23 protein-coding genes are annotated in these 21045 nt (G+C 47.2%); 6 read left to right on the top strand and 17 right to left on the bottom strand.

Annotated elements, in window-relative coordinates:
* Positions 1-98: 98 nt before the first annotated feature.
* From ACWJJ5_RS12930 to ytaF, 4 genes are all read right to left on the bottom strand, one after another.
* Positions 99-836: a glycerophosphodiester phosphodiesterase gene (locus ACWJJ5_RS12930; protein WP_454022443.1), complete on the bottom strand. Its 738-nt coding sequence runs from the start codon at positions 834-836 to the stop codon at positions 99-101.
* Between the two features lie 87 nt (positions 837-923).
* Complete coding sequence (locus ACWJJ5_RS12925; RefSeq protein WP_007612483.1) at positions 924-1550, bottom strand: N-acetylmuramoyl-L-alanine amidase family protein; 627 nt, start codon at positions 1548-1550, stop codon at positions 924-926.
* 19 nt (positions 1551-1569) lie between these two features.
* Positions 1570-1887 (bottom strand): hypothetical protein, encoded by a 318-nt coding sequence (locus tag ACWJJ5_RS12920; RefSeq protein ID WP_070082094.1) that lies wholly within the window; start codon positions 1885-1887, stop codon positions 1570-1572.
* A gap of 308 nt (positions 1888-2195) precedes the next feature.
* Positions 2196-2819, bottom strand: a complete 624-nt coding sequence (ytaF, locus tag ACWJJ5_RS12915; protein ID WP_070082095.1) for a sporulation membrane protein YtaF — start codon at positions 2817-2819, stop codon at positions 2196-2198.
* A 146-nt stretch (positions 2820-2965) separates the two neighbouring features.
* Between ytaF and ACWJJ5_RS12910 the strand changes: the two genes are divergently transcribed.
* The 6 genes from ACWJJ5_RS12910 to alr all read left to right on the top strand — a co-directional run bounded on the left by ACWJJ5_RS12910 (position 2966) and on the right by alr (position 7271).
* Positions 2966-3598 carry a helix-turn-helix domain-containing protein gene (locus ACWJJ5_RS12910; RefSeq protein ID WP_014418348.1) on the top strand — a complete coding sequence of 211 codons (633 nt, stop codon included), beginning with the start codon at positions 2966-2968 and terminating at the stop codon, positions 3596-3598.
* 290 nt (positions 3599-3888) lie between these two features.
* Complete coding sequence (locus ACWJJ5_RS12905) at positions 3889-4026, top strand: hypothetical protein (RefSeq protein ID WP_014470646.1); 138 nt, start codon at positions 3889-3891, stop codon at positions 4024-4026.
* Positions 4027-4119: 93 nt separating this feature from the next.
* Complete coding sequence (locus ACWJJ5_RS12900) at positions 4120-5238, top strand: NADH-dependent flavin oxidoreductase (protein ID WP_094247935.1); 1119 nt, start codon at positions 4120-4122, stop codon at positions 5236-5238.
* A gap of 125 nt (positions 5239-5363) precedes the next feature.
* Positions 5364-5576, top strand: coding sequence for a spore germination protein (locus tag ACWJJ5_RS12895; RefSeq protein WP_003153183.1), 213 nt, complete (start codon positions 5364-5366; stop codon positions 5574-5576).
* Positions 5577-5701: 125 nt separating this feature from the next.
* Positions 5702-5914: a spore germination protein gene (locus ACWJJ5_RS12890; protein WP_003153181.1), complete on the top strand. Its 213-nt coding sequence runs from the start codon at positions 5702-5704 to the stop codon at positions 5912-5914.
* A gap of 175 nt (positions 5915-6089) precedes the next feature.
* Entirely contained in the window at positions 6090-7271 is a 1182-nt protein-coding gene (gene alr, locus ACWJJ5_RS12885) for an alanine racemase (protein WP_003153179.1), read from the top strand.
* A gap of 147 nt (positions 7272-7418) precedes the next feature.
* Here the strand turns inward: alr and spo0A are convergent, their stop codons facing one another.
* The 13 genes from spo0A to accC all read right to left on the bottom strand — a co-directional run bounded on the left by spo0A (position 7419) and on the right by accC (position 21038).
* On the bottom strand, positions 7419-8219 hold the full coding sequence (gene spo0A, locus ACWJJ5_RS12880) for a sporulation transcription factor Spo0A (RefSeq protein WP_003153177.1): 801 nt from the start codon (positions 8217-8219) through the stop codon (positions 7419-7421).
* A 280-nt stretch (positions 8220-8499) separates the two neighbouring features.
* Positions 8500-9780: a SpoIVB peptidase gene (gene spoIVB / locus ACWJJ5_RS12875; RefSeq protein ID WP_003153176.1), complete on the bottom strand. Its 1281-nt coding sequence runs from the start codon at positions 9778-9780 to the stop codon at positions 8500-8502.
* Positions 9781-9943: 163 nt separating this feature from the next.
* Positions 9944-11674 (bottom strand): DNA repair protein RecN, encoded by a 1731-nt coding sequence (gene recN / locus ACWJJ5_RS12870; protein ID WP_003153174.1) that lies wholly within the window; start codon positions 11672-11674, stop codon positions 9944-9946.
* Between the two features lie 31 nt (positions 11675-11705).
* The gene (gene ahrC / locus ACWJJ5_RS12865) at positions 11706-12155 is read right to left on the bottom strand and encodes a transcriptional regulator AhrC/ArgR (RefSeq protein ID WP_003153173.1); all 450 of its coding nucleotides are present in this window, start codon (positions 12153-12155) and stop codon (positions 11706-11708) included.
* Positions 12156-12249: 94 nt separating this feature from the next.
* Positions 12250-13095 (bottom strand): TlyA family RNA methyltransferase, encoded by an 846-nt coding sequence (locus ACWJJ5_RS12860; protein ID WP_003153172.1) that lies wholly within the window; start codon positions 13093-13095, stop codon positions 12250-12252.
* The gene (gene dxs, locus ACWJJ5_RS12855; protein ID WP_024085592.1) at positions 13092-14993 is read right to left on the bottom strand and encodes a 1-deoxy-D-xylulose-5-phosphate synthase; all 1902 of its coding nucleotides are present in this window, start codon (positions 14991-14993) and stop codon (positions 13092-13094) included. The genes ACWJJ5_RS12860 and dxs overlap by 4 nt, the downstream gene beginning before the upstream one ends.
* 143 nt (positions 14994-15136) lie before the next feature.
* A complete protein-coding gene (locus ACWJJ5_RS12850; RefSeq protein ID WP_043867281.1) occupies positions 15137-16027 on the bottom strand; it encodes a polyprenyl synthetase family protein in 891 nt (296 codons plus the stop codon).
* On the bottom strand, positions 16017-16271 hold the full coding sequence (locus tag ACWJJ5_RS12845; RefSeq protein WP_007408352.1) for an exodeoxyribonuclease VII small subunit: 255 nt from the start codon (positions 16269-16271) through the stop codon (positions 16017-16019). The genes ACWJJ5_RS12850 and ACWJJ5_RS12845 overlap by 11 nt, the downstream gene beginning before the upstream one ends.
* Positions 16268-17614, bottom strand: a complete 1347-nt coding sequence (gene xseA, locus ACWJJ5_RS12840; RefSeq protein ID WP_003153166.1) for an exodeoxyribonuclease VII large subunit — start codon at positions 17612-17614, stop codon at positions 16268-16270. Before xseA ends, ACWJJ5_RS12845 begins: the two co-directional genes overlap by 4 nt.
* A 123-nt stretch (positions 17615-17737) precedes the next feature.
* Entirely contained in the window at positions 17738-18589 is an 852-nt protein-coding gene (folD, locus tag ACWJJ5_RS12835; RefSeq protein ID WP_007408350.1) for a bifunctional methylenetetrahydrofolate dehydrogenase/methenyltetrahydrofolate cyclohydrolase FolD, read from the bottom strand.
* An 11-nt stretch (positions 18590-18600) separates the two neighbouring features.
* Positions 18601-18993 (bottom strand): transcription antitermination factor NusB, encoded by a 393-nt coding sequence (gene nusB / locus ACWJJ5_RS12830; RefSeq protein WP_326359440.1) that lies wholly within the window; start codon positions 18991-18993, stop codon positions 18601-18603.
* 263 nt (positions 18994-19256) lie between these two features.
* Positions 19257-19664, bottom strand: a complete 408-nt coding sequence (locus ACWJJ5_RS12825) for an Asp23/Gls24 family envelope stress response protein (protein ID WP_003153156.1) — start codon at positions 19662-19664, stop codon at positions 19257-19259.
* A gap of 21 nt (positions 19665-19685) precedes the next feature.
* On the bottom strand, positions 19686-21038 hold the full coding sequence (gene accC / locus ACWJJ5_RS12820; protein WP_007408348.1) for an acetyl-CoA carboxylase biotin carboxylase subunit: 1353 nt from the start codon (positions 21036-21038) through the stop codon (positions 19686-19688).
* Positions 21039-21045 lie beyond the last annotated feature (7 nt).

Here is a 21045-nt window from a genome sequence, read left to right as displayed (position 1 = left end):
CAAAACGCCCTGTTACAATATATGAACCGGCTGACCGAGTTATGAGTGCACCGCCTTTTTCCCGCCCATAAAAAAAGAAGACTGTCTGACCAGTCTTCTCAGCTGCGGCATTCTTCTTTTATAGAAACAGCCAGCTTTGGATAATCGGTAAAAATTGCGTCTATCCCCGCTTTCATCAGCCGCTTCATATCCTCAGGACGATTGACGGTGAACGGACGGAGCGCCGCTTGGTGTTTTGCAAGATGTGTGATCACTTCAGCGCTGACCGCAGGCGTACCGAGCTTCGGATGATAACCCGAAGCGGGGATGGCGGCAAGATACCGTTCAGGCCGGTACAGCACATCCATTGTCAGCACCGCCCGTTCAATTTCAGGCGCCAGGGCGTGGCAAACCGCGAGACTCTCATGATTAAATGAAGAAAAAATAACGCGCTTTTCCAGTCCGTAATATCTGACTTTTTTAATCACTTCTTCTTCCATTCCTTCGTAACGGAATACACTGTTTTTCAGCTCAATGTTTATCAGAAAATCAGCACGTTCCGCAAAACGCAGCACATCTGACAAAAGCGGAACTCTGACACCTTTAAAAGCATCTTTCCATTTTCCGGCGGCATCGGCGGTTCTGATTTTGTCATACGCCGTATCTTTCACAAATCCTTTCAAAGACGTCGTGCGGTCGAGGGTTTCATCGTGAATGACCACGATCCGGCCGTCTTTTGTCATCTGTACATCAAGTTCGATTCCGTCAGCCCCGTCCTCAATCGCTTTTTTGAATGCGGGCATCGTATTTTCAGGGCAGTCGCCCGACGCCCCCCGGTGGGCAAAAATATTCGTCATATGTGTCACCTCAGATGTTTGTCATCGGTTTTCTCTATTATAATCGTTATGCACATCAGGAGGGCGCTATTTACACATATTTTATCATTACCGGCCGCTGTAATAGGTTTCGATTCCGTTTACAACGGCGTCCGCGGCATGCTCTTGTCCGTTATCGCTTTTCAGCTTGTCCGCATCTTGAGGATTTGTGATAAAACCTAATTCAGCCAGCACACTCGGCATCTTTGAATATGTAATAACATAAAAAGGAGCTTCTTTTACGCCTCTGTCCCTCATCCCTAAAGACGTGACAAGCTGCTGCTGAATGTCGGAAGCAAGCCTTTCGCTGTCTGCGCCTTCATATGTCGAATTAAAATACGTTTCCGTGCCCGATGCCGTTGAGACGGCTGAATTCGTATGGAGGCTGACGAATAAATCGGATTGGCTGGCGCTCGCTTTCGCCACCCGCTCGTCCAAACGTAAAAAAGTATCGTCAGTCCTTGAAGCTACAGGTTTTGCGCCTTCTGTCTCCAATTTGGCGATCACCTTGTTTGACACCGCTAAATTGATGTTTTTCTCAAGCAGTCCATTTCCGCCGGCCCCGCTGTCTTCTCCGCCATGTCCGGCATCGATATAAATGGTTTTCCCTTGCAAAGGTTCGGCTGCATAAGCGGACGGCGCAAGCAGAAGCAGAGCGGCACCGAAGGCAGCAGCGCTTTTTGTCAGTAAACCCACGTTTTTTTCCTCCCCGTTTTCACATATCTGTTTCTTTTTTCAGTTTCTCAAGCCGTAATTGTCCGTTGCTCTCTTTTTTATAGGTGATTTGCACCGCCGTATGTTCAGGCAGAGACTGACATTCAAACCGCTTAGCGAAAGGCACCTTCACCTCTTGCCTTTCTCCGTCAATTTCGACCGCGATCATATCGTTTCCGGCCGCTTTTATAAATGTTCCTTCCTGTGTAAATGACGGCGCCGCATCAGCCTCCGCGGTATACTCGCAGCCTGATAACAGCCATGCGGTGAAGATCAAAAGTATGACAGACTTCACACAGATCACCTCACGTTTTCTCATTCGGCTTTATCTTTGAACAGAATGGCCGATTTGTAAAGGGAGCCTCCATTCCTCCAGCGCTTTTCCATATTTGGAATGAAGGCTATCTGACCTGCTGTTTACCTGAACTTAGAAAGAAAACAAGCTGATCAGTCTATGAAAAAGGTTCTGTCTGAAGGCCGAATATGCAGAATTTAACGGAAACGGACGACTTTCTGTTCATTTTGAAAAAATATCAGATCGGCAAAAAAAGAGAGCCGCGTCATGCACTCTCCCGAATAGAAACATTCATATTTATTTTGAGCTTTTCATAAAATGAACGGGACAACTTAAAAGAGCAGCGTATTGGCGGCAATGATGAGAATAATCACTCCGCTCAGCACCGTGCTGAACTGTCCGACGTGAAAAGAACCGATGCGCAATGACGCGGCTTTTTTTCCAAGCGAGCAGCCGATCCATATGGTCAGAAAGCTTCCGATCGCCGCAGTGATGGAAATGGCAGCGGGAGAAAGCCCGATCAACCCCGCGCTTAATCCGTTGGTCAGCGCATTTGCGGATACGGCCACCCCGAGAACCATGGATTCCAATATACCGATTTCTCCCGAACCGTCGGCATCCGCTGCCTCCGGATTTTGCAGCAGACCGGCAAAACGGCCTTTTTTTCCTGACGCGCCAACACGCGCTGTTTTTCTCGGCACAGCCAGCAGAATGATGCGGATACCGATGACAGATAAAATAAACGCCGCCAGCAATACAGGAAGAAAGCCCGGTAAAACGGCTGAAATCCATTTGCCGAAATAAATTCCGATATAACTGAATACAAAACAGATAAAAGCGATCATCATATTTGACGCATGCGATATTTTGATTTTTCTGATGCCGTATGACATCCCCACTCCTAAATTATCAATGCTTGAGGACACTGCCAAACCTAAAATCAATAACCAAGCCATGTTCGTTTCTCTCCATTCTTTGATGTCTTTTCAACATGTTGTGCCGTTGAATCTACACTATCCTATTCAGCAGCACAGAAAAGGTACCTTTTCTGCAAAAATTATTGATTGACGATCATCATTCCGGCGGAAACGAGGTGACACCCTTGACAGAAAATAAAAATAAGACACTGGGACCCCTTTTAAAATCACTGCTTGATAAGCACTCGCTCTCCATGAGAAAGCTCGGCGCCTTAACAAACATTGATACGGCCACCATCTCCCGGATTATCAACGGCAAACAGAAGGCCAATTTAAAGCATCTTCAGGAATTTTCAAAACACCTCCGCACCCCGCTGGAGGAATTGCTTGAGGCGTCAGGCATAGACATCGGCCATGAAAAAGAAGCTGCGCCGCAAGACCCGATGCACGCGATTCAGGATATGCTGAATATGGCCGAGATGTTTGATCAGCCTTTTTCCCGGGAGCAAATTGAGCGCGAACTGACCAGATATGAACAATACGCCAAAACCCAGCAGGGCCATCGCCTGATTTGCGATGAGTTTCAAAAGAAAATGGACAATGAAGAAAGCGTCGGCCCTTTTATTGATCATTTGAAAAACATGCATCATCAGTATATGGATGAATCAACACCGGCTGAAGACCGCGCGATTCTCGGGAGCGCGCTGCTGTATTATATTTTAGCGACCGACGTCATTCCGGATTACATGTTTCCGATCGGCTACCTGGATGACGCCATCGCCGTTCAAATCGCTTTGAACCGGCTGAAAAAAAAGTAAAGGCGCTTAAAAAAGCGCCCTTTTTGTGTTGAAAAATATGAAACACCGCATTACGGTTTTGTCAAAACAGAGACAGCTGTCATATGATACATCAACCTAACAAAAAGGAGGGTGTCTTCTATGGACAGCAACACAGTTGTGGCAGTGTGCGCTCTGTTAAGTGTTGTGATTCAGATCGGAACGATATTCGCCGCAGGAAAGTGGAAAAAAGAATAAACAAATTGACGGTTTTTTCGCACAAGCGTATGCTTATAAATAACCTTGTAAAAGATAAGAAAGAAGATATGCATATGAAAAAAATCATTCTCCTCTTCGCCGCCGCTGTCATATTCAGCTCGATCGGCCATCAAATTTCAGGAGGATATAAAGATCCTGAAAAGGAACGGAGAAAACCGTTTCATTCGTTTAAATGGTTCAGCCGGTCATAACCTCCGGAAGAAGAACAAGCAAAATAATTGCACACAATGAAAACATAAGCTAGAATACGGACGAGTTAAACTCCTAAGGAAGAAGGCGAAATGATGAAGCAAACTTATCAACCGCTGTTTGAACCTTTTACGTTCGAAAGCGGCGTCACCATACCAAACCGTATTTCAGTCGCACCGATGACACATTATTCATCAAATGATGACGGAACGATTTCCGACCGTGAATTAAGCTACATTACTCCCCGTTCAAAAGAAATGGGCATGGTCATTACGGCATGTGCAAACGTAACGCCGGACGGCAAAGCGTTTCCAGGCCAGCCCGGCATCTATGATGATTCTCACATTCCCGGCTTGAAAAAACTCGCTCAGGCGATCAAGTCTCAAGGAGCGAAAGCCGTTGTGCAGATTCACCACGGAGGATTGGAATGCCCTCCTGAACTCGTGCCAAACAACGACGTCGTCAGTCCGAGCGGCTCAGAAGAAGACGGCAGACAAACGTCCCGGGCTCTCACCGAACAAGAAATTGAGCACATCGTGAAAGCATTCGGCGAAGCGACACGCAGAGCGATTGAAGCCGGCTTTGACGGTGTTGAAATTCACGGGGCAAACGGGTACCTGATTCACCAATTTTATTCACCGAAAACAAACCGGCGCACAGACCGCTGGGGCGGAAGCGATGAAAAGCGCCTTGCGTTCCCGCTTGCAGTCGTTGACGCTGTCAAACAGGCGATTGATACACACGCTGAAAATCCATTCGTTCTCGGCTACCGCCTGTCACCGGAAGAGCCGGAAACACCGGGGCTTACAATGAAAGAAACATTCATGCTCGCCGACGCGCTTGCGGAAGAGAACTTGGATTATCTGCATATTTCACTGATGGATGTCAATTCCAAAGCCCGCCGCGGCGCGGATACTTCACGGACCCGGATGGATTTATTAAACGAACGCGTCGGCCATAAAGTGCCGCTGATGGCCGTCGGTTCCATCTATACCGCGGACGAAGCGCTTGCCGTATTAGAAAGCGGAATTCCGCTGGTGGCTCTGGGACGTGTCATTTTGATTAACCCCGAATGGGCGGTGCTGGTCAAAGAAGGCCGCGAACAGGAAATCGAAAAAGCCATTCAGGCATCTGAAATTGAGAAATACCGACTTCCTGAACCGTTATGGGAAATGATTCAGAATACAGGCGGCTGGGTGCCGTTTGAAAAGTAGACTAAAAAACTGCCGGATGTCCGGCAGTTTTTTTGATTCACAAGTTTTTACCGCTTTGTTTACTCTTATTTCCAACACACAGCGTACATATAGTAAATAGATTAATAGAAAGGAGACCGTATATGATGGCTGGTTTCCCTATTACGATTAACAGTCTTTCCGGAAACGGGGTTGTCAATGTCGGCGGTGCGTTTTCGATAAGTCCTTTAACCGTATCAAAAACCGTCTACGGCTCAGGAGGGGGAAATACAGGTATGGTCCTGCAAATGAATCAATCCAGCACATCTCAATCTTCAAACTCTCAATACTCTGATCAAAATGTAACGAAAACATTATGACATCCGTATTTCCCTCCCTTTCCGGCTGGCAGCAGCCGGATTCTTTTTGCCGTTTTGTTTAATCTTATTCCATATCACAGCGTACATATAGTTAGTAGACTGTGAGAGAAAGGAGAAAAAATAGAATGAGCGGTTGCCCGATTACGATAAACAACGTATCAGGAAACGGAGTTGTCAATGTTGGCGGCGCCATATCCATCAGTCCGCTGACTGCATCAAAAACCGTTTTCGGTGCCGGAGGGGGAAATATCGGCATTGTCATTCAAAACAATGCTGTAAGCCAGTCCAAAATGTTTGAACATCAATTTTCAGATCAGAATATTGTAAAGTCAATTTAAGGGCTGCCAAGCAGCCCTAACTGCATAAATAAAGCAGGCACACTGATTTCCCGAAAACTTGATTTTAAACATCAGCGATCACCTTTCCATGTTTTGAATGATTTCAGTTAAAGATGAATAGAATGCAGATTGAAAGCATGAGTACTGAATCTCATTAAGGAAAGAAGGAATCGTGATGAAAAAACTTTGCCGGGAAGTTTGGATTGAAGTTGACCTTGATGCGATAAAAAAGAACGTACGGGCGATCCGCCGCCATATTCCGAATACGTCTAAAATTATGGCCGTCGTAAAAGCGAACGCTTATGGCCACGGCTCTGTGGAAGTAGCGCGGCAGGCACTGGAAAGCGGGGCGAGCGAGCTTGCTGTCGCAAGCGTCGAAGAGGGAATTGTGTTACGGAGAGCGGGAATTACGGCGCCTATTCTCGTGCTCGGCTTCACAGCTCTCAGCTGTGTGAAAAAATCTGCCGTTTGGAACATCACATTATCAGCGTTTCAGGTCAGCTGGATCAAAAAAGCGAATCGGATATTGGAAAAAGAAGCAGAGTCTAAACGGCTGTCCATTCATATCAATGTGGATACCGGAATGGGCCGGCTGGGTGTGCGCACGGAAGAAGATCTTTTAGCAGTGGTGAAAGCGCTCAAGTCGAGTACATACCTGTCATGGGATGGCATCTTTACACATTTTTCAACAGCGGATGAACCGGACACTGAGCTGACGATGCTGCAGCACGAAAAGTTTATCAGCTTTCTCCGCTTTTTAAAAAATCAAGACATTACGCTGCCTACCGTGCATATGTGCAATACAGCCGCTGCTATCGCATTCCCGGAATTCAGCGCCGACATGATCCGTTTAGGCATTGGGTTATATGGTTTATATCCGTCCGCCTCGATAAAGGAGCTGAGCCTCGTGGATCTCACGCCCGCACTAAGTTTAAAGGCGCGTATCGCTTATGTGAAAGCCATGGTGACAGATCCCCGGACCGTCAGTTATGGTGCCACATATATCGCCGAACCGGGTGAAATCATCGCGACGATTCCGATCGGCTATGCTGACGGTTACTCCCGCGCCCTGTCCAACCGCGGGTTTATTCTGCACCGCGGCAGACGGGTGCAGGTAGCGGGGAGAGTGACAATGGATATGATAATGGTCAGTTTAGGTGAGAATGAGGGCAAACAAGGAGAAGAAGTCGTCATCTACGGCAAACAAAAAGAAGCCGAGATTTCCGTTGATGAAATTGCCGAAATGCTCGGTACGATCAGCTACGAAGTCCTGTCAGTGTTAAGCCGCCGCATCCCCCGCTTTTATTTCAGAGACGGCAAAATCATTAAAATATCAGCTCCGGTATTATACGTATAGACGGCATAGTTCCCGTATTTATGTATAGAACAAGTACCAGCGTGAGTGATTCCCATTGTTTTCGTCAGCAAAATCTCAAAACGCCTTCTCTTCCGCGTTCATGCACGGAATAGAAGGCGCAAAAAGACATTTAGCCAAAGGCTTGCGTTACGAAGCTTTATGCTCCAATCTCAGCTTGTCAGCAACCATCGCGATGAACTCCGAGTTGGTTGGTTTTGCTTTTGTCATGCTTACGGTATACCCGAACAGTGAAGAAATGGAATCAATATTTCCCCTGCTCCATGCGACTTCAATGGCGTGGCGGATGGCACGTTCTACACGGCTTGCGGTCGTGTTGAATTTTTTGGCGATGTCGGGATAAAGGACTTTTGTGATGCTGCCGAGGAGTTCAATATCGTTATACACCATGGAAATGGCTTCACGCAAATAAAGATAGCCTTTGATATGGGCAGGCACACCGATCTCATGGATAATGCTTGTAATGCTGGCATCGAGATTTTTCCGCTTCGGCTCCGGCTGGCTGCGGATAATGCTGCTTTGCGCGGACGGCGCACGGTGTGTGACACTGCTGACATTTCCGCTTACCTGGCGGATATGGCCGACAAGGTTTTCCATATCAAACGGCTTCAGGATGAAATAGGACGCGCCTAAATCGACGGCTTTTTTCGTAACGTCTTCCTGACCGAATGCCGTCAGCATGATGACGTTCGGCTGCTTCTCGAGCTCTGATTCCCGCAGACGCTCCAAAACCGCAAGTCCGTCCAGATGCGGCATGATAATGTCTAAAACGAGCACATCGGGATTCTTATCTTTAAACAAAGAAAGACATTCCTGTCCGTTATAAGCAACGCCGATCACTTCCATATCATCCTGTCCCTCTATATATTCACTCAACAGGCTTACAAGCTCTCGATTATCATCAGCAACACAAACTTTAATTTTCTCCACGTTTCTTCCTCCCCCAATGTATTAACAGGACGCAACCCATTTGACTGCTATATGTTACATTCGACAAAACCACTACTTCCCCTTTTAAAAAATCCATATTTACCAATAATAGTGGTATATCTTTGTTTTTCTAGCATTTTCTAGGTTTTTCGACTAAAAATTAAGTTTGACAAATCAGGAAACGTGAATTTGTCGAAAAATCTTCATGTCTTATTTTACATGAATCCCGGAAAGAAGTGAAGAACGCATCACATAAAAAAACTGCCGGATCATCCGGCAGTCAGCTTGCTTTGTCTTTCCCGTAAACATCAACACCCGCTTCAGACAGCATCCATTCGATATGAACGCCGTAGCCGCTTGTCGGATCATTGACAAATACGTGGGTTACGGCTCCGACGACCTTTCTGTTCTGAATGATCGGGCTTCCGCTCATCCCCTGAACGATTCCGCCGGTTCTTTTCAGCAGTTTCGGATCTGTCACTTTCAACACCATTCCCTTTGTCGCCGGGAATTTTTGCGGCGTGGTGCTGACGATTTCAATATCAAATTTCTCTACTTTATCGTTTTCGATAACCGTCAGCATTTGCGCAGGTCCTTTTTTTACTTCATTTGACAAAGCAATCGGAAGCGCTTTGTCGGAAATGTTGTTTTTAATCGGCTGATGCAGTGTCCCAAAAATGCCGAACGGGCTGTTGCGGTTAATATCGCCGATTGTTTTCCGTTCTGACGAAAACCTTGCCAGTTTTTCGCCGGGATTGCCGCCTTTTCCTTTTTCAATCGATGTTACAGTAGAACGGACGATTTCTCCGTCTTCTACAACAATCGGTTTTTTTGTATCCATATCAGAGATGACGTGGCCCAATGCGCCGTATTTTTTTGTTTTCGGTTCAAAAAATGTCATGGTGCCGATGCCGGCTGCCGAATCGCGGATATAAAGGCCGATTCGATATTTCCCCTCGGCTTCGTCCTTTGTCGGAATCAGCTTTGTTTTGATTTTTTGCTTATCGCGTTTCACCAATAAATCCAAAGATTCACCGGTTTTGCCCGCTTTTTGAATAAACGGGGCGATGTCGCTCATTTTTTCAATTTTATGTCCGTTCATTTTAATAATGATGTCGCCAGATTCAATTCCCGCTTGTTCTCCCGGAGACTTTTTCCCATCCTTTGTCATCACCTGGTGAAAACCGACGACCAAAACACCGACTGAATGCAGTTTTACACCGATGGACTGTCCGCCCGGAATGACCTTCAATTCTGGAAGGACACGCACTTTCGTTTTTTTAATGGGAAACCCGGCAAGATCATATACTACTTCTGACCGGCCTTGTGTTTGCCCTGTTATGTTTGCATGACCGTGCTCTTCTTTCAGCGTAAAGGCTTCTGATAATTCGCCCTTTTCAGCGCTTATTGATGCATTGACCGGAACGGCCTGAGTCTGGTTTTCAAAGACGCTCATTTCTGACGGTATCAGTAAATATTCTTTAAACGGCTTAAAAAAGCCTACACTTAGTAAAGAAACAAGGAGAATTACACCTATTGCTTTCCTCATGTTATCGTGCATTCATTCCTTCACTCTCCTCGCTCCTATCCCACACCACTTTCTTTTTCTGCTACATCTATACTTTTGCCTTCCTGCGCTTGATTTATAACCGGCATACGAAGAAAAACATTGGATACACTGTTAGAGAAATGGAACAAAAAAATAAGCTGCCTGTATCAGCAGCTTATCCTGTCGTTTTTACCTGTCCGGCCTGTTTTAATAGCTCTTGTGCATGCCGTTTTGTCAGATCGGTCACTTCCACACCCGCAATCATACGGCCGATTTCCGCTACCTTATCCTGCTTGGAAAGCGGCGTGACATGCGTTGTTGTCCGTCCGTCTTTGAATTCTTTTGCGATCAGAAGGTGCGTATCCGCCATGGCGGCAACCTGCGGCAGGTGTGTAATGCAGAGCACCTGTGAACCGGTCGATACTTTATGGATTTTTTCCGCGATGGCTTGGGCAACCCGCCCGCTTACACCGGTGTCCACTTCGTCAAAGATGATGGAGGTGACATCCTGCTGGGAAGAAAAAATACTCTTCATCGCCAGCATCACCCTTGAAAGCTCGCCTCCGGAAGCGACCTTTGACAGCGGTTTTAAAGGCTCACCGGTGTTTGTTGAAATTAAAAACTTCACAAGGTCAATCCCCTTTTGGGTAAGCTGCACGGGCTGCCCGTTGACAACCGGTGCTTCACTGGCTGACGGATCGGTTTTCACGAGAAATTCCGTATCAAACGTTGATTTGCCCATATACAGACTTTGTAATTCCTGATGAATCGCTTCCGCCAGTTTCTTGGCCCATGCTTTTCTGATTTTTGATAAATTGGCGGCTTCTACGGCCACATCTTTGCCGACCGACTCCAATTCCTTCTTCAGGGCTTCAAGGTGGCTGTCGCGGTTCTCGATTTGATCGATTTCCTCTTCTATTTTAGATCCGTATTCCAAAATGTCTTCTACCGTCGCTCCGTATTTGCGCTTCAGCTGTTTGATCTCATTTAAACGGGTTTCAATAAAATTCAGCCGTTCCGGATCATATTCCAGATCATCTAACAGATTGCGCATCTGAAAGGTTGCATCCTCCAGCAGATAATAGGAACTTGACACACTTTCAGACAGCTTTTGCAGCGGTTCATTGATATCCGAAATATCTTCAAGCTGGGCAGAGGCCATTCCGACCCAGTCAAGCCCCCCCTGCTCGCTGCGGAGCGCATTATAGGCGTTTTGCAATGATTCATAAATTTTTTCAAAGTTGGATATCTGCTTCCGCTCTTCCTGAAGAAGTTCGTCTTCATTCAATTCAAGCTTCGCCGACTCGATTTCTTCAAGCTGAAATTGAATCAGGTCTAACCGATGCGCCATTTCCTGCTCGCTTTCTGACAGCTTCTTCACTTTTTTGAGCAGCTTCATATAACGCTCATAGCCTTCATGGTAAGCCTGAAGCGCGGATTCGGCCTCAGCGCCCGCAAATTTATCCAAAAGCTCCAAGTGTTTGTCGTCCTCCATTAACAGCTGGTTATCATGCTGTCCGTGAATATCTAATAAAAGTCTGCCGATTTCCCTTAAAGCCGCAATCGTCACTAATTTTCCGTTGACACGGCAGACGCTTTTTCCTCCGGCATTGATGTCCCTTCTCATGACAATCATGTCGTCAGATGCGTCTATTCCCTGCTCACGGCATACTTCAAAAACGGGATGACCGCTGTCCAATAGAAACAGTCCTTCAAGCTCGGCCTTTGTTTCACCGTAACGGACAAATTCAGACGAGCCGCGGCCGCCGACTAATAGGGAAACGGCGTCTATAATAATTGACTTGCCGGCCCCTGTTTCTCCCGTCAGGACGGTAAGCCCCCGTTCAAACGAAATCGTCAGTTCCTCTATAATGGCAAAGTTTTTTATTGATAGTTCAGCTAACAAACAGCATTCCACCTTTTATCTGATAATTACGCTACAGCAGCTCCAAAAGACGGCTTTGTACGCCTTCCGTATCTTCAGGCGTCCTGCAGATGATTAAGATCGTGTCATCTCCGCAGATCGTGCCCATGATTTCTTCCCATTCGAGATTATCCATCAGAGCGCCGATTGCCTGAGCATTCCCCGGCATCGTTTTTAATACGATCATATGGCTTGCTGAGTCAATTTTTACGAACGCATCCATTAATGAACGCTTCAGTTTTGACAGCGGATTGAACCGCTGATCCGCCGGCAGGCTGTATTTGTAGGAGCCGTTGTTCGTCGGCACCTTTACGAGATGCAGCTCTTTAATGTCTCTGGAGACAGTCGCCTGGGTTACCTTATATCCTTCTTCTCTCAGCATGTCAACTAAGTCATCCTGCGTTTCAATCTCATGGCTTGTAATAAGCTCTCTGATTTTTATATGCCTTTGGCCTTTTGTCATGTAAGCACCTCTGTTTTCAAGCTGTTTGTCATTATGTTAACCGCTTCTTGATAAAAAGTACATGATGGCAGAAAAAAGGAATAATAGCCCCCTATTATTCCGGTACATCTGTCTTTTTGGCTTTTAATGTCTCATGTGCTTCGCGGACGGTACGGAGAATGTCTTCTTCCGGCAGTTCAGCGCCGTTTCCGTCTTCTCCGCCCCATTCCAAATGAAGCAGAAACTCAATATTGCCGTCTCCCCCCGTAATCGGTGAGAAGGACAGTCCTTTCACTGTATATCCTTCAGAAGCTGCAAATTGATTCATGCGGCGGAGAACGTCAGCATGAACGCCGGGATCTCTGACAATGCCTTTTTTTCCGACGGATTCCCGTCCGGCTTCAAATTGCGGCTTCACCAGTGCGATACAATCGCTCCCCGGTACAAGCAGCGTTTTTAAAACCGGCAGAATGAGGCGGAGTGAGATGAAAGAAACATCGATTGTCGCAAATTCCGGCAAACCCTCTGTGAAATCGGAAGGCTCGGAATAGCGGAAATTCGTCCGTTCCATGACGACGACCCTCTCGTCCTGTCTGAGCTTCCAAGCAAGCTGATTATAGCCGACATCCACTGCGTAGGACCGCTCAGCTCCGTTTTGGAGGGCGCAATCCGTGAATCCCCCTGTAGACGAGCCGATGTCAATCATCGTTTTGCCTTTTACCGAGACAGGAAACACTTCCAAGGCTTTTTCAAGCTTTAATCCGCCTCTGCTGACGTATTTAAGAGGGTTTCCTTTTACCGTTAACGGAAGATCCCGGGCGATTTTTTCACCCGGTTTGTCCAATCGGTTTTCATTTGAGTATACGATGCCCGCCATAATGGCGCGTTTCGCTTTTTCCCGCGTTTCCGCAAGGCCTTTTTCTACAAGAAGTACATCTAATCGTTCTTTTTTTGCTGTCATGATCCAATTCCTTTATGTGTCTTCGGCGGCATCAGCAGTTTTATCCGGTTCATAACCTCAGCCTTCGTGAGACCGATTTCTTCAAGCAGGGCGGTTACGCTGCCGTGTTCAATAAACCGGTCAGGGATGCCCATTCTGTCAATCGGTGTATGATACATGCCGAGGTCATGAGCGTATTCAAGAATCGTGCTGCCGAATCCGCCTTCAAGCACGGCTTCTTCTATCGTTAAAATCGGCAGACCTTCATTAAGAATGGCCTTCATCATTTGTTTATCAATCGGTTTTATGAACCTCGCATTCACGACACGCACGGACAGGCCTTCTTTTTGCAGTTCTTCAGCCGCTTCCAGCGCCATTTCAATGGTCGTACCGAATGTTAAAATGACCGCGTCTTTTCCGGGACGGAGCACTTCCCATGTTCCGATCGGAATGGTTTTCAGCTCTTTATCCATCTTAACGCCGAGCCCGTTTCCGCGCGGGAAGCGCATCGCGATCGGACCTTCCTCATAGGAAAGGGCTGTATTGACCATATGGCGGCCTTCATTTTCATCCTTCGGCATCATTAAAACGAGGTTCGGTATATGCCGCAAAAAGGCGATGTCAAAGACGCCTTGATGCGTCTCCCCGTCAGCGCCGACCAAACCGGCGCGGTCAATGCCGATAAATACATTCGCGTTTTGACGGCAGATGTCATGGACGACCTGATCGTACGCCCGCTGCAAAAAGGTCGAATAGATCGCAAGAAACGGCTTCATCCCCTGAAGCGCCATTCCCGCGGCCATTGTCGCCGCATGCTGTTCTGCGATTCCGACGTCAAACATGCGCTCAGGAAATTCTTTCGCAAATCCTTCAAGCTTAGAGCCGACCGGCATAGCCGGTGTAATCGCGACAATTCTGTCATCCTCGCGCGCCAGCTCCTGCACGGTGCCGCTGACAAGTCCGCTCCATGAAGGCGCCGCGGCTTTCGGCTTGACGAAATCACCCGTATTGATTTTATAAGGACCCGTTCCGTGCCATGTGCCGATTGTGTCGGTCTCAGCCGGTTTATAGCCTTTGCCCTTTTTCGTAATGACATGTAAAAGGACAGGACCTTTCGTTTTTTTGGCGTATTGCAGGTTTTCAAACAGTTCGTGGTAGGAATGACCGTCAACCGGGCCTAAATACGTAAAGCCCAGCTCTTCAAAAAACATACCTGACACAAGCATATATTTTAAGCTGTCTTTTATCCGTTCCGCTGTGGCGGCCAATTTTCCGCCGACGGCCGGGATGCGCTTAAATAAATATTCAAGCTCGTCTTTTACCCATTGATATTTGCCGGCCGTGCGAAGCCGTCCCAGCATAGAATGAATCGCCCCGACATTCGGCGCAATGCTCATCTCATTATCATTCAGAATGACGATCATATCTTTTTTCTCATCACCGATATGGTTCAGCGCTTCAAGCGCCATTCCTCCGGTTAAAGCGCCGTCTCCGATAATCGGGATGATATATTCTTTCGATCCTTTAATATCACGGGCGGCAGCCATTCCCATCGCGCCTGAGAGCGATGTTGAGCTGTGGCCTGTTTCCCATACGTCATGTTCGCTTTCGCTGCGTTTCGGGAAACCACAAAGCCCTTTATATTGGCGCAAGGTTTCAAACTCCTTGCCGCGCCCGGTTAACAGTTTATGAACATAGGACTGATGTCCGACATCCCATAAAAATTTATCTTTCGGACTGTCAAATTCTTTGTGAAGCGCAATTGTCAGCTCGACAACCCCGAGGTTCGGCCCGATATGGCCGCCAGAGGCAGACAGCGATGTGATGAGGAAATTGCGGATCTCCTCACTCAGCTCTTCCAGCTGTTCAATTGACATCTTTTTAAGAAATGACGGGTCCTGTATTGATAAAAGATCCAAAGCGGATCAACTCACTTTCAGCATGAATTTCTGCAAATTAAACAGTGTCTTTTTGAAAAAAGAAAAAGACTCCCTTTGTATTTTCATCGAAACTGCTTACATTTTACCATAGGAGCGGCAGCCCCTTCAAATCAGGACCGTTTTTAATGATCTCTCGCCGCGATTAAATCACAGAGGTCATGCAGCAGTTCTTTCTGAAGAGAAAGGCCGCTGATGATCCGTTTCGCCTCGCTGATATGATACGCCAGCTTCTCTTTCGCGCCTTCTAGCGTTAAAAGCGACGGATACGTTGACTTTTCATTCGACGTGTCTGAGCCGACCGGTTTGCCGATCTTCTCCTCATGCCCTTCAATATCAAGGATGTCATCTCTGATTTGAAATCCGATGCCGATATGGCTGCTGAACAGACGCAGCTTTTCGACTTCATCCTCCGGCGCATCTGCCAAAATGGCGCCCGCCGTCACAGAAAAACCGAGGAGCTTGGCCGTTTTCCGCTCGTGGATGGATTCCAGCTCCTCAAGCGTTATCCGCTTTTGTTCCGCTTCCATGTCGGCAGCCTGCCCGCCGACCATTCCTTCCGTTCCTGCCGCGCTGATCAGCTCATCGACGAGACGGAGCCGTTTTTCTGCTGAAACCGCCTCAGACACGTGAGATGTGATCAATTTAAAGCTTTCTGTCAGAAGCCCGTCTCCGGCCAATACGGCTGCCGCTTCTCCGAAGACTTTATGGTTTGTGGGCTTTCCCCGGCGCAGATCATCATCGTCCATGCAAGGAAGATCATCATGGATTAAGGAATACGTATGAATCATTTCGACAGCGCATCCGACCGGAATCCCGTCTTTTTCATCTTTTCCGTAAGCATTCAGAACGGCTAAGACGACGAGGGGGCGCAGCCTCTTTCCGCCTGCTTCCAAAGAATACAGCATAGATTTTTTGAGGATTTCAGGCATCGCAAGCCGTTCCGTATACAAAGAAAGCTGCTGTTCAATCAGTTGTTTGCGCGATGCTAAAAATGCGTCCAGTTTATTTGTCACCTTCGTCTTCCTCCTGAACGCTGAAAGGTGCAAGTTCGCCGTTATCTTTTAAAATAAAGTCCATTTGCTTTTCGACATGCTGAAGCTTTTCATGGCACATTTTTGAAAGGGCCATCCCTTCCTGAAAATAATTAATCGCCTGCTCAAGCGGCACGTCTCCTTCTTCAAGCTTTGCCACAATGCCTTCAAGGCCTTTCATCGCCTCTTCAAATGTCAGCTCTTCACTTTTTTTGGTTTCTGTCATTTTCGTTCGCCTCTCTTTTGCAATACTTCACACGTCAGAACGCCGTCTGTCATCTTTACTTCAAGCGTATCATTTTGTTCGACTTGATCAACGCTTTTGATCAGCTCTTTGTCTTTATAGGCCAGACTGTATCCTCTCTCCATCACCTGAAGGGGACTTAATGCATTCAGTTTACCAAGAACCGTCTGAAACTGCGAATGAAGCTGCTTCAGCTGGACATTCATGCTTCGGGCGAGCTGATTTGAGCGCTCCTCGTACCGTTTTTTCGCCTGTTTCAGCTGGGTTTCAGGGTGGAGCGCCGTTAATCTGTACGTATTCCGCTCCAGCTGCCTTTGTTTCCTGTCCGTAAGCCCTGTGAGCTGTGATTGGAACTGCTGATACAAAAGATCAAACTGCTGTTCTTTTTGGGTATACAATCGTTTCGGAAAACGGAACGCGTAGGATGACTGGAGCGATTGAACCCGTTCTTTTTTCTTGCTGATATGCTGCTGCATCGCTCTTGTCAGGCGGACTTCCGCCGTTTTTGTCCGTTCCATTAAGTCCGTCGTGTGGGGGACGGCGATTTCTGCCGCTCCTGTCGGCGTTGCCGCCCGGATATCCGCGACGAAATCACTGATTGTAAAATCTGTTTCATGTCCGACGGCTGATATAATCGGAATGGCGGAAGCAAAAATCGCCCGGGCCACGATTTCTTCGTTAAATGCCCACAATTCTTCGATCGAGCCCCCTCCCCTTCCGACGATCAGGACGTCACACATTTTTTGTGCATTGGCTTCTTCAATGCGCTTCACAATCGATCTGCTGGCATTTTCACCTTGAACGAGCGCGGGAAGCACAATGACTTTCACAAGGGGGTATCTTCTTTTAAGTGTGGTAATGACGTCTCTGACGGCTGCTCCCGTCGGTGACGTGACGACCCCGATCGTAGCCGGAAAAGCGGGGATGGCCTGCTTATGCCGGTCATCAAACAACCCTTCGCCGGCAAGTTTTTTCTTTAATTCTTCATATGCTAAGTAGAGCGCCCCCACACCGTCCGGCTGCATTTCTTTCGCGTACAGCTGATAGCTTCCGCTCGGTTCATAGACGGAGATCCCGCCTCTTACGATGACCTTCATTCCGTCCTCGGGCTTAAACGCAAGCCTCGAACTTTGTCTTTGAAACATGACGGCCTGCATGCGGGCATGCTCATCTTTTAATGTAAAATAGATGTGGCCTCTCGTATGAATTTTAACATTGGAGAGCTCACCCTTAATCCAAATGTCTTCAAGATGAGGGTCCACATCGAATTTTCGTTTAATGTATTTGGTCAGCGCGGAAACCGTGACATATGCCGCTTCACTCACATCCTGCACTCCTTTCATAAAGGCTTTTTGCCCTAAACTAAGAAAACCCGCTCTGGCTGAAAGGAGCCTTAAGAAGCGGGTATCGTGCTCATTGTCACACTTTTTGTGACTGTCTCCGGTTATCTATGATAACGTACGTCTGGCAGATTTAACAGTATTATGCGCAAGCATTGTGATGGTCATCGGACCTACTCCGCCCGGCACCGGTGTAATGAAAGATGCTTTTTCTTTCGCTTCATCAAACTGAACGTCTCCGCAGAGTTTTCCGCTTTCGAGACGGTTGACGCCGACATCAATGACAATGGCGCCCTCTTTGATTTGATCGGCTTTGATGAAATTCGCTTTACCGACCGCTACCACAAGAATATCTGCTTTTTTCGTATGCTCAGACATATTTTTCGTGCGGGAATGGCAATATGTGACGGTCGCGTTTTCGTTCAGCAGCAGCTGGCCGACCGGTTTACCGACAATATTGCTTCGTCCGACTACAACAACTTCTTTGCCGGAAAGATCTACGTTCGTCTTTTTCAATAACTCGACAATTCCGTGCGGCGTGCATGGAAGAAATGTATCTTCGCCAAGCAGCATTTTCCCGACGTTGAGAGGGTGGAAACCGTCAACATCCTTATCGGGAGAGATCCGCTCGATTACGGCTTTTTCAGAAATATGATCCGGGAGCGGCAGCTGGACGAGAATGCCGTGGAATTCCGGATTTTGATTATACTGATCAATCACTGTTAAAAGCTCCGCCTCGGTTAAGCTTGAGTCAAAGCGGTCAAGCTTAAATTTCATTCCCATTGTTTCAGCGGCTTTTTTCTTGCCTGTCACATATGAAACAGAAGCGGGATCGTCTCCGATTAAAATGACCGCCAAACCAGGCACTACGCCTTGTGCTTTCAGCTCTTCTACTTCTTTTGCCAATTGTTCGCGTTTTTCTTTAGCCGTTTCTTTTCCGTCGATGATTGTTGCAGTCATTTTCTTTCCTCCTATGATTCCATATCAGTTTTAATGTTAGAAAGAACCCCGTTTACGAATTTTGCAGCTTTATCGTCGCCGAACCGTTTTGCCAGCTCGATTGCTTCGTTTAATGACACGTTAGCAGGAATGTCGTCAGTATAAACCATTTCATACACCGCCAGACGCAGGATCGCGCGGTCTACGTTTGCAATCCGGTCAAGCTTCCAATTGACGAGATGGCCGGAAATCATTTCATCAAGCTGAACCTGATGTTCGATCACTCCGTACACCAGCTGTTCAAAGAAGGCATCTGTTTTTTCACCATCAAGCGCGTGCTCAATGGCATTGTTCGGTGCAATATCGCTGACATCAATCTGAAAAAGTGCCTGCAAAGCTTTTTCTCTAGCTGTTCTTCTTTTCATTTTCTTTCTCCTTCAGATCCGCTTTATCCGCTTGTCGTTAAGCTTAAAGAGATCATAACATATTTTTTTCTCAATCGCATGTCGAAATTTAGGTTTTTCACCCTAATGCCGAATATTTTCACAAACCGTATTAATTTCATTCGGATTTCACAGCATGAAGAAACTCGGCTGCCGTTTGTAAGCCGGCTTTCTTCATGCCTGAAATGACGGGAAACGTATAAAAAACCAAAGGGCTGCCCATCCCCTTGGTTTTTATACGCTCATTACATTTCTTCGTCGATTTCGACTTCTTGGGCTTTCGTGTCAAATTGAATGCCGACGATATGAATATTGATTTCATTAATGGTCAGAGACGTCATGTTTAATAAGGTTTGGCGGATATTCTCCTGAACGCTTGCCGCCACTTTCGGGATCGAGATCCCGAATTGAACGACGCAATAGACGTCGATGGTAATCCCGTCATCGGCTAAATCGACCTTTACGCCTTTACCGTGATTGATTTTGCCGAAGCGCTCTACGACGCCGGTGGCGAAATTGCCGCGCATTTCAGCAACTCCTTCAACTTCGGAAGCGGCGATGCCGGCAATGACTTCAATGACCTCAGGAGCAATTTCAACCTTGCCTAAATGAGCCTCGTCATGATCCATTTTAAGCACACTGTTGTCTTCCATTCAATTCACCTCCCGCAAAAATTATGAGCCCATTACATCATATGTTTCTAAAAACTTTGTATTAAACTCTCCGCTGACAAATGTTTCGTGTTCAAGCAGTTTCAGATGGAACGGAATCGTCGTTTCAATACCTTCAATCACGAATTCGCTCAGCGCGCGTTTCATCCGTGCGACTGCCTCATCACGCGTTGTTCCGTATGTGATGACTTTAGCAATCATACTGTCATAGTACGGCGGGATCGAATAGCCGGGATATGCGGCTGAATCCACGCGTACGCCGAGTCCGCCCGGCGGCAGGTACATGTTAATTTTACCAGGTGAAGGCATGAAGTTTTTCGCAGGATTTTCAGCGTTGATGCGGCATTCAATCGCCCAGCCGTTAAATTCAACGTCTTCCTGTCTGAGCGAAAGCTCCTGTCCGGATGCCACTTTGATCTGTTCTTTGATCAGATCCGTTCCCGTCACCATTTCTGTGACAGGGTGCTCTACTTGAATACGCGTGTTCATTTCCATGAAGTAGTAGCGCTGTTCTCTGTAGTCATAAATGAATTCTACTGTGCCGGCTCCCGTGTAACCGACGGCCTTCGCTGCTTTTACCGCAGCTTCGCCCATCTGCTCCCTGATTTCAGAATCAAGCGCAGGTGACGGTGACTCTTCAAGAAGTTTTTGCAGACGTCTTTGGATAGAACAGTCACGCTCTCCGAGATGGATCGTGTTTCCGTAATTATCCGCAAGCACCTGAATTTCAACATGGCGGAAATCTTCTATGTACTTCTCGATGTACACACCCGGATTTCCGAATGCCGTAGCGGCTTCCTGCTGGGTAATCTCAATGCCTTTGATCAGTTCTTCTTCTGTGCGTGCGACCCGGATGCCTTTTCCGCCTCCGCCCGCAGTGGCTTTTATAATGACAGGATACCCAATTTCACCTGCAAGCGAAACCGCTTCTTCCGTATTTTTTATGATTCCTTTTGAACCGGGCACAATCGGCACGCCCGCCAGCTGCATCGTGTCGCGCGCGATATCTTTTGTTCCCATTTTTGAAATGGCGTCAGCCGTAGGGCCGACAAACGTTACGTTTAATTCCTCGCACAGCTCGGCAAAGTCGGCGTTTTCAGCTAAAAACCCGTATCCCGGATGAATCGCATCCGTGCCGGTCAGCTTTGCGACGCTGACGATGTTCGTTACATTTAAATAGCTTTCTTTTGATGTTTTCGGCCCGATACAAAAAGCCTCATCGGCCATTTGGACATGCAGGGCGTCTTTATCTGCCTCAGAATAAACGGCTACAGTTTCAATGCCCAGCTCTTTGCAGGCCCGGATGATTCTGACGGCGATTTCTCCTCGGTTGGCGATCAATAGCTTTTTAATCATAATAGCA

The sequence above is a fragment of the Bacillus sp. JK74 genome, assembly GCF_053663395.1.
The sequence above is the reverse complement of the archived record's forward strand: the minus strand, read 5'-3'. Positions and strand labels throughout refer to the sequence as shown.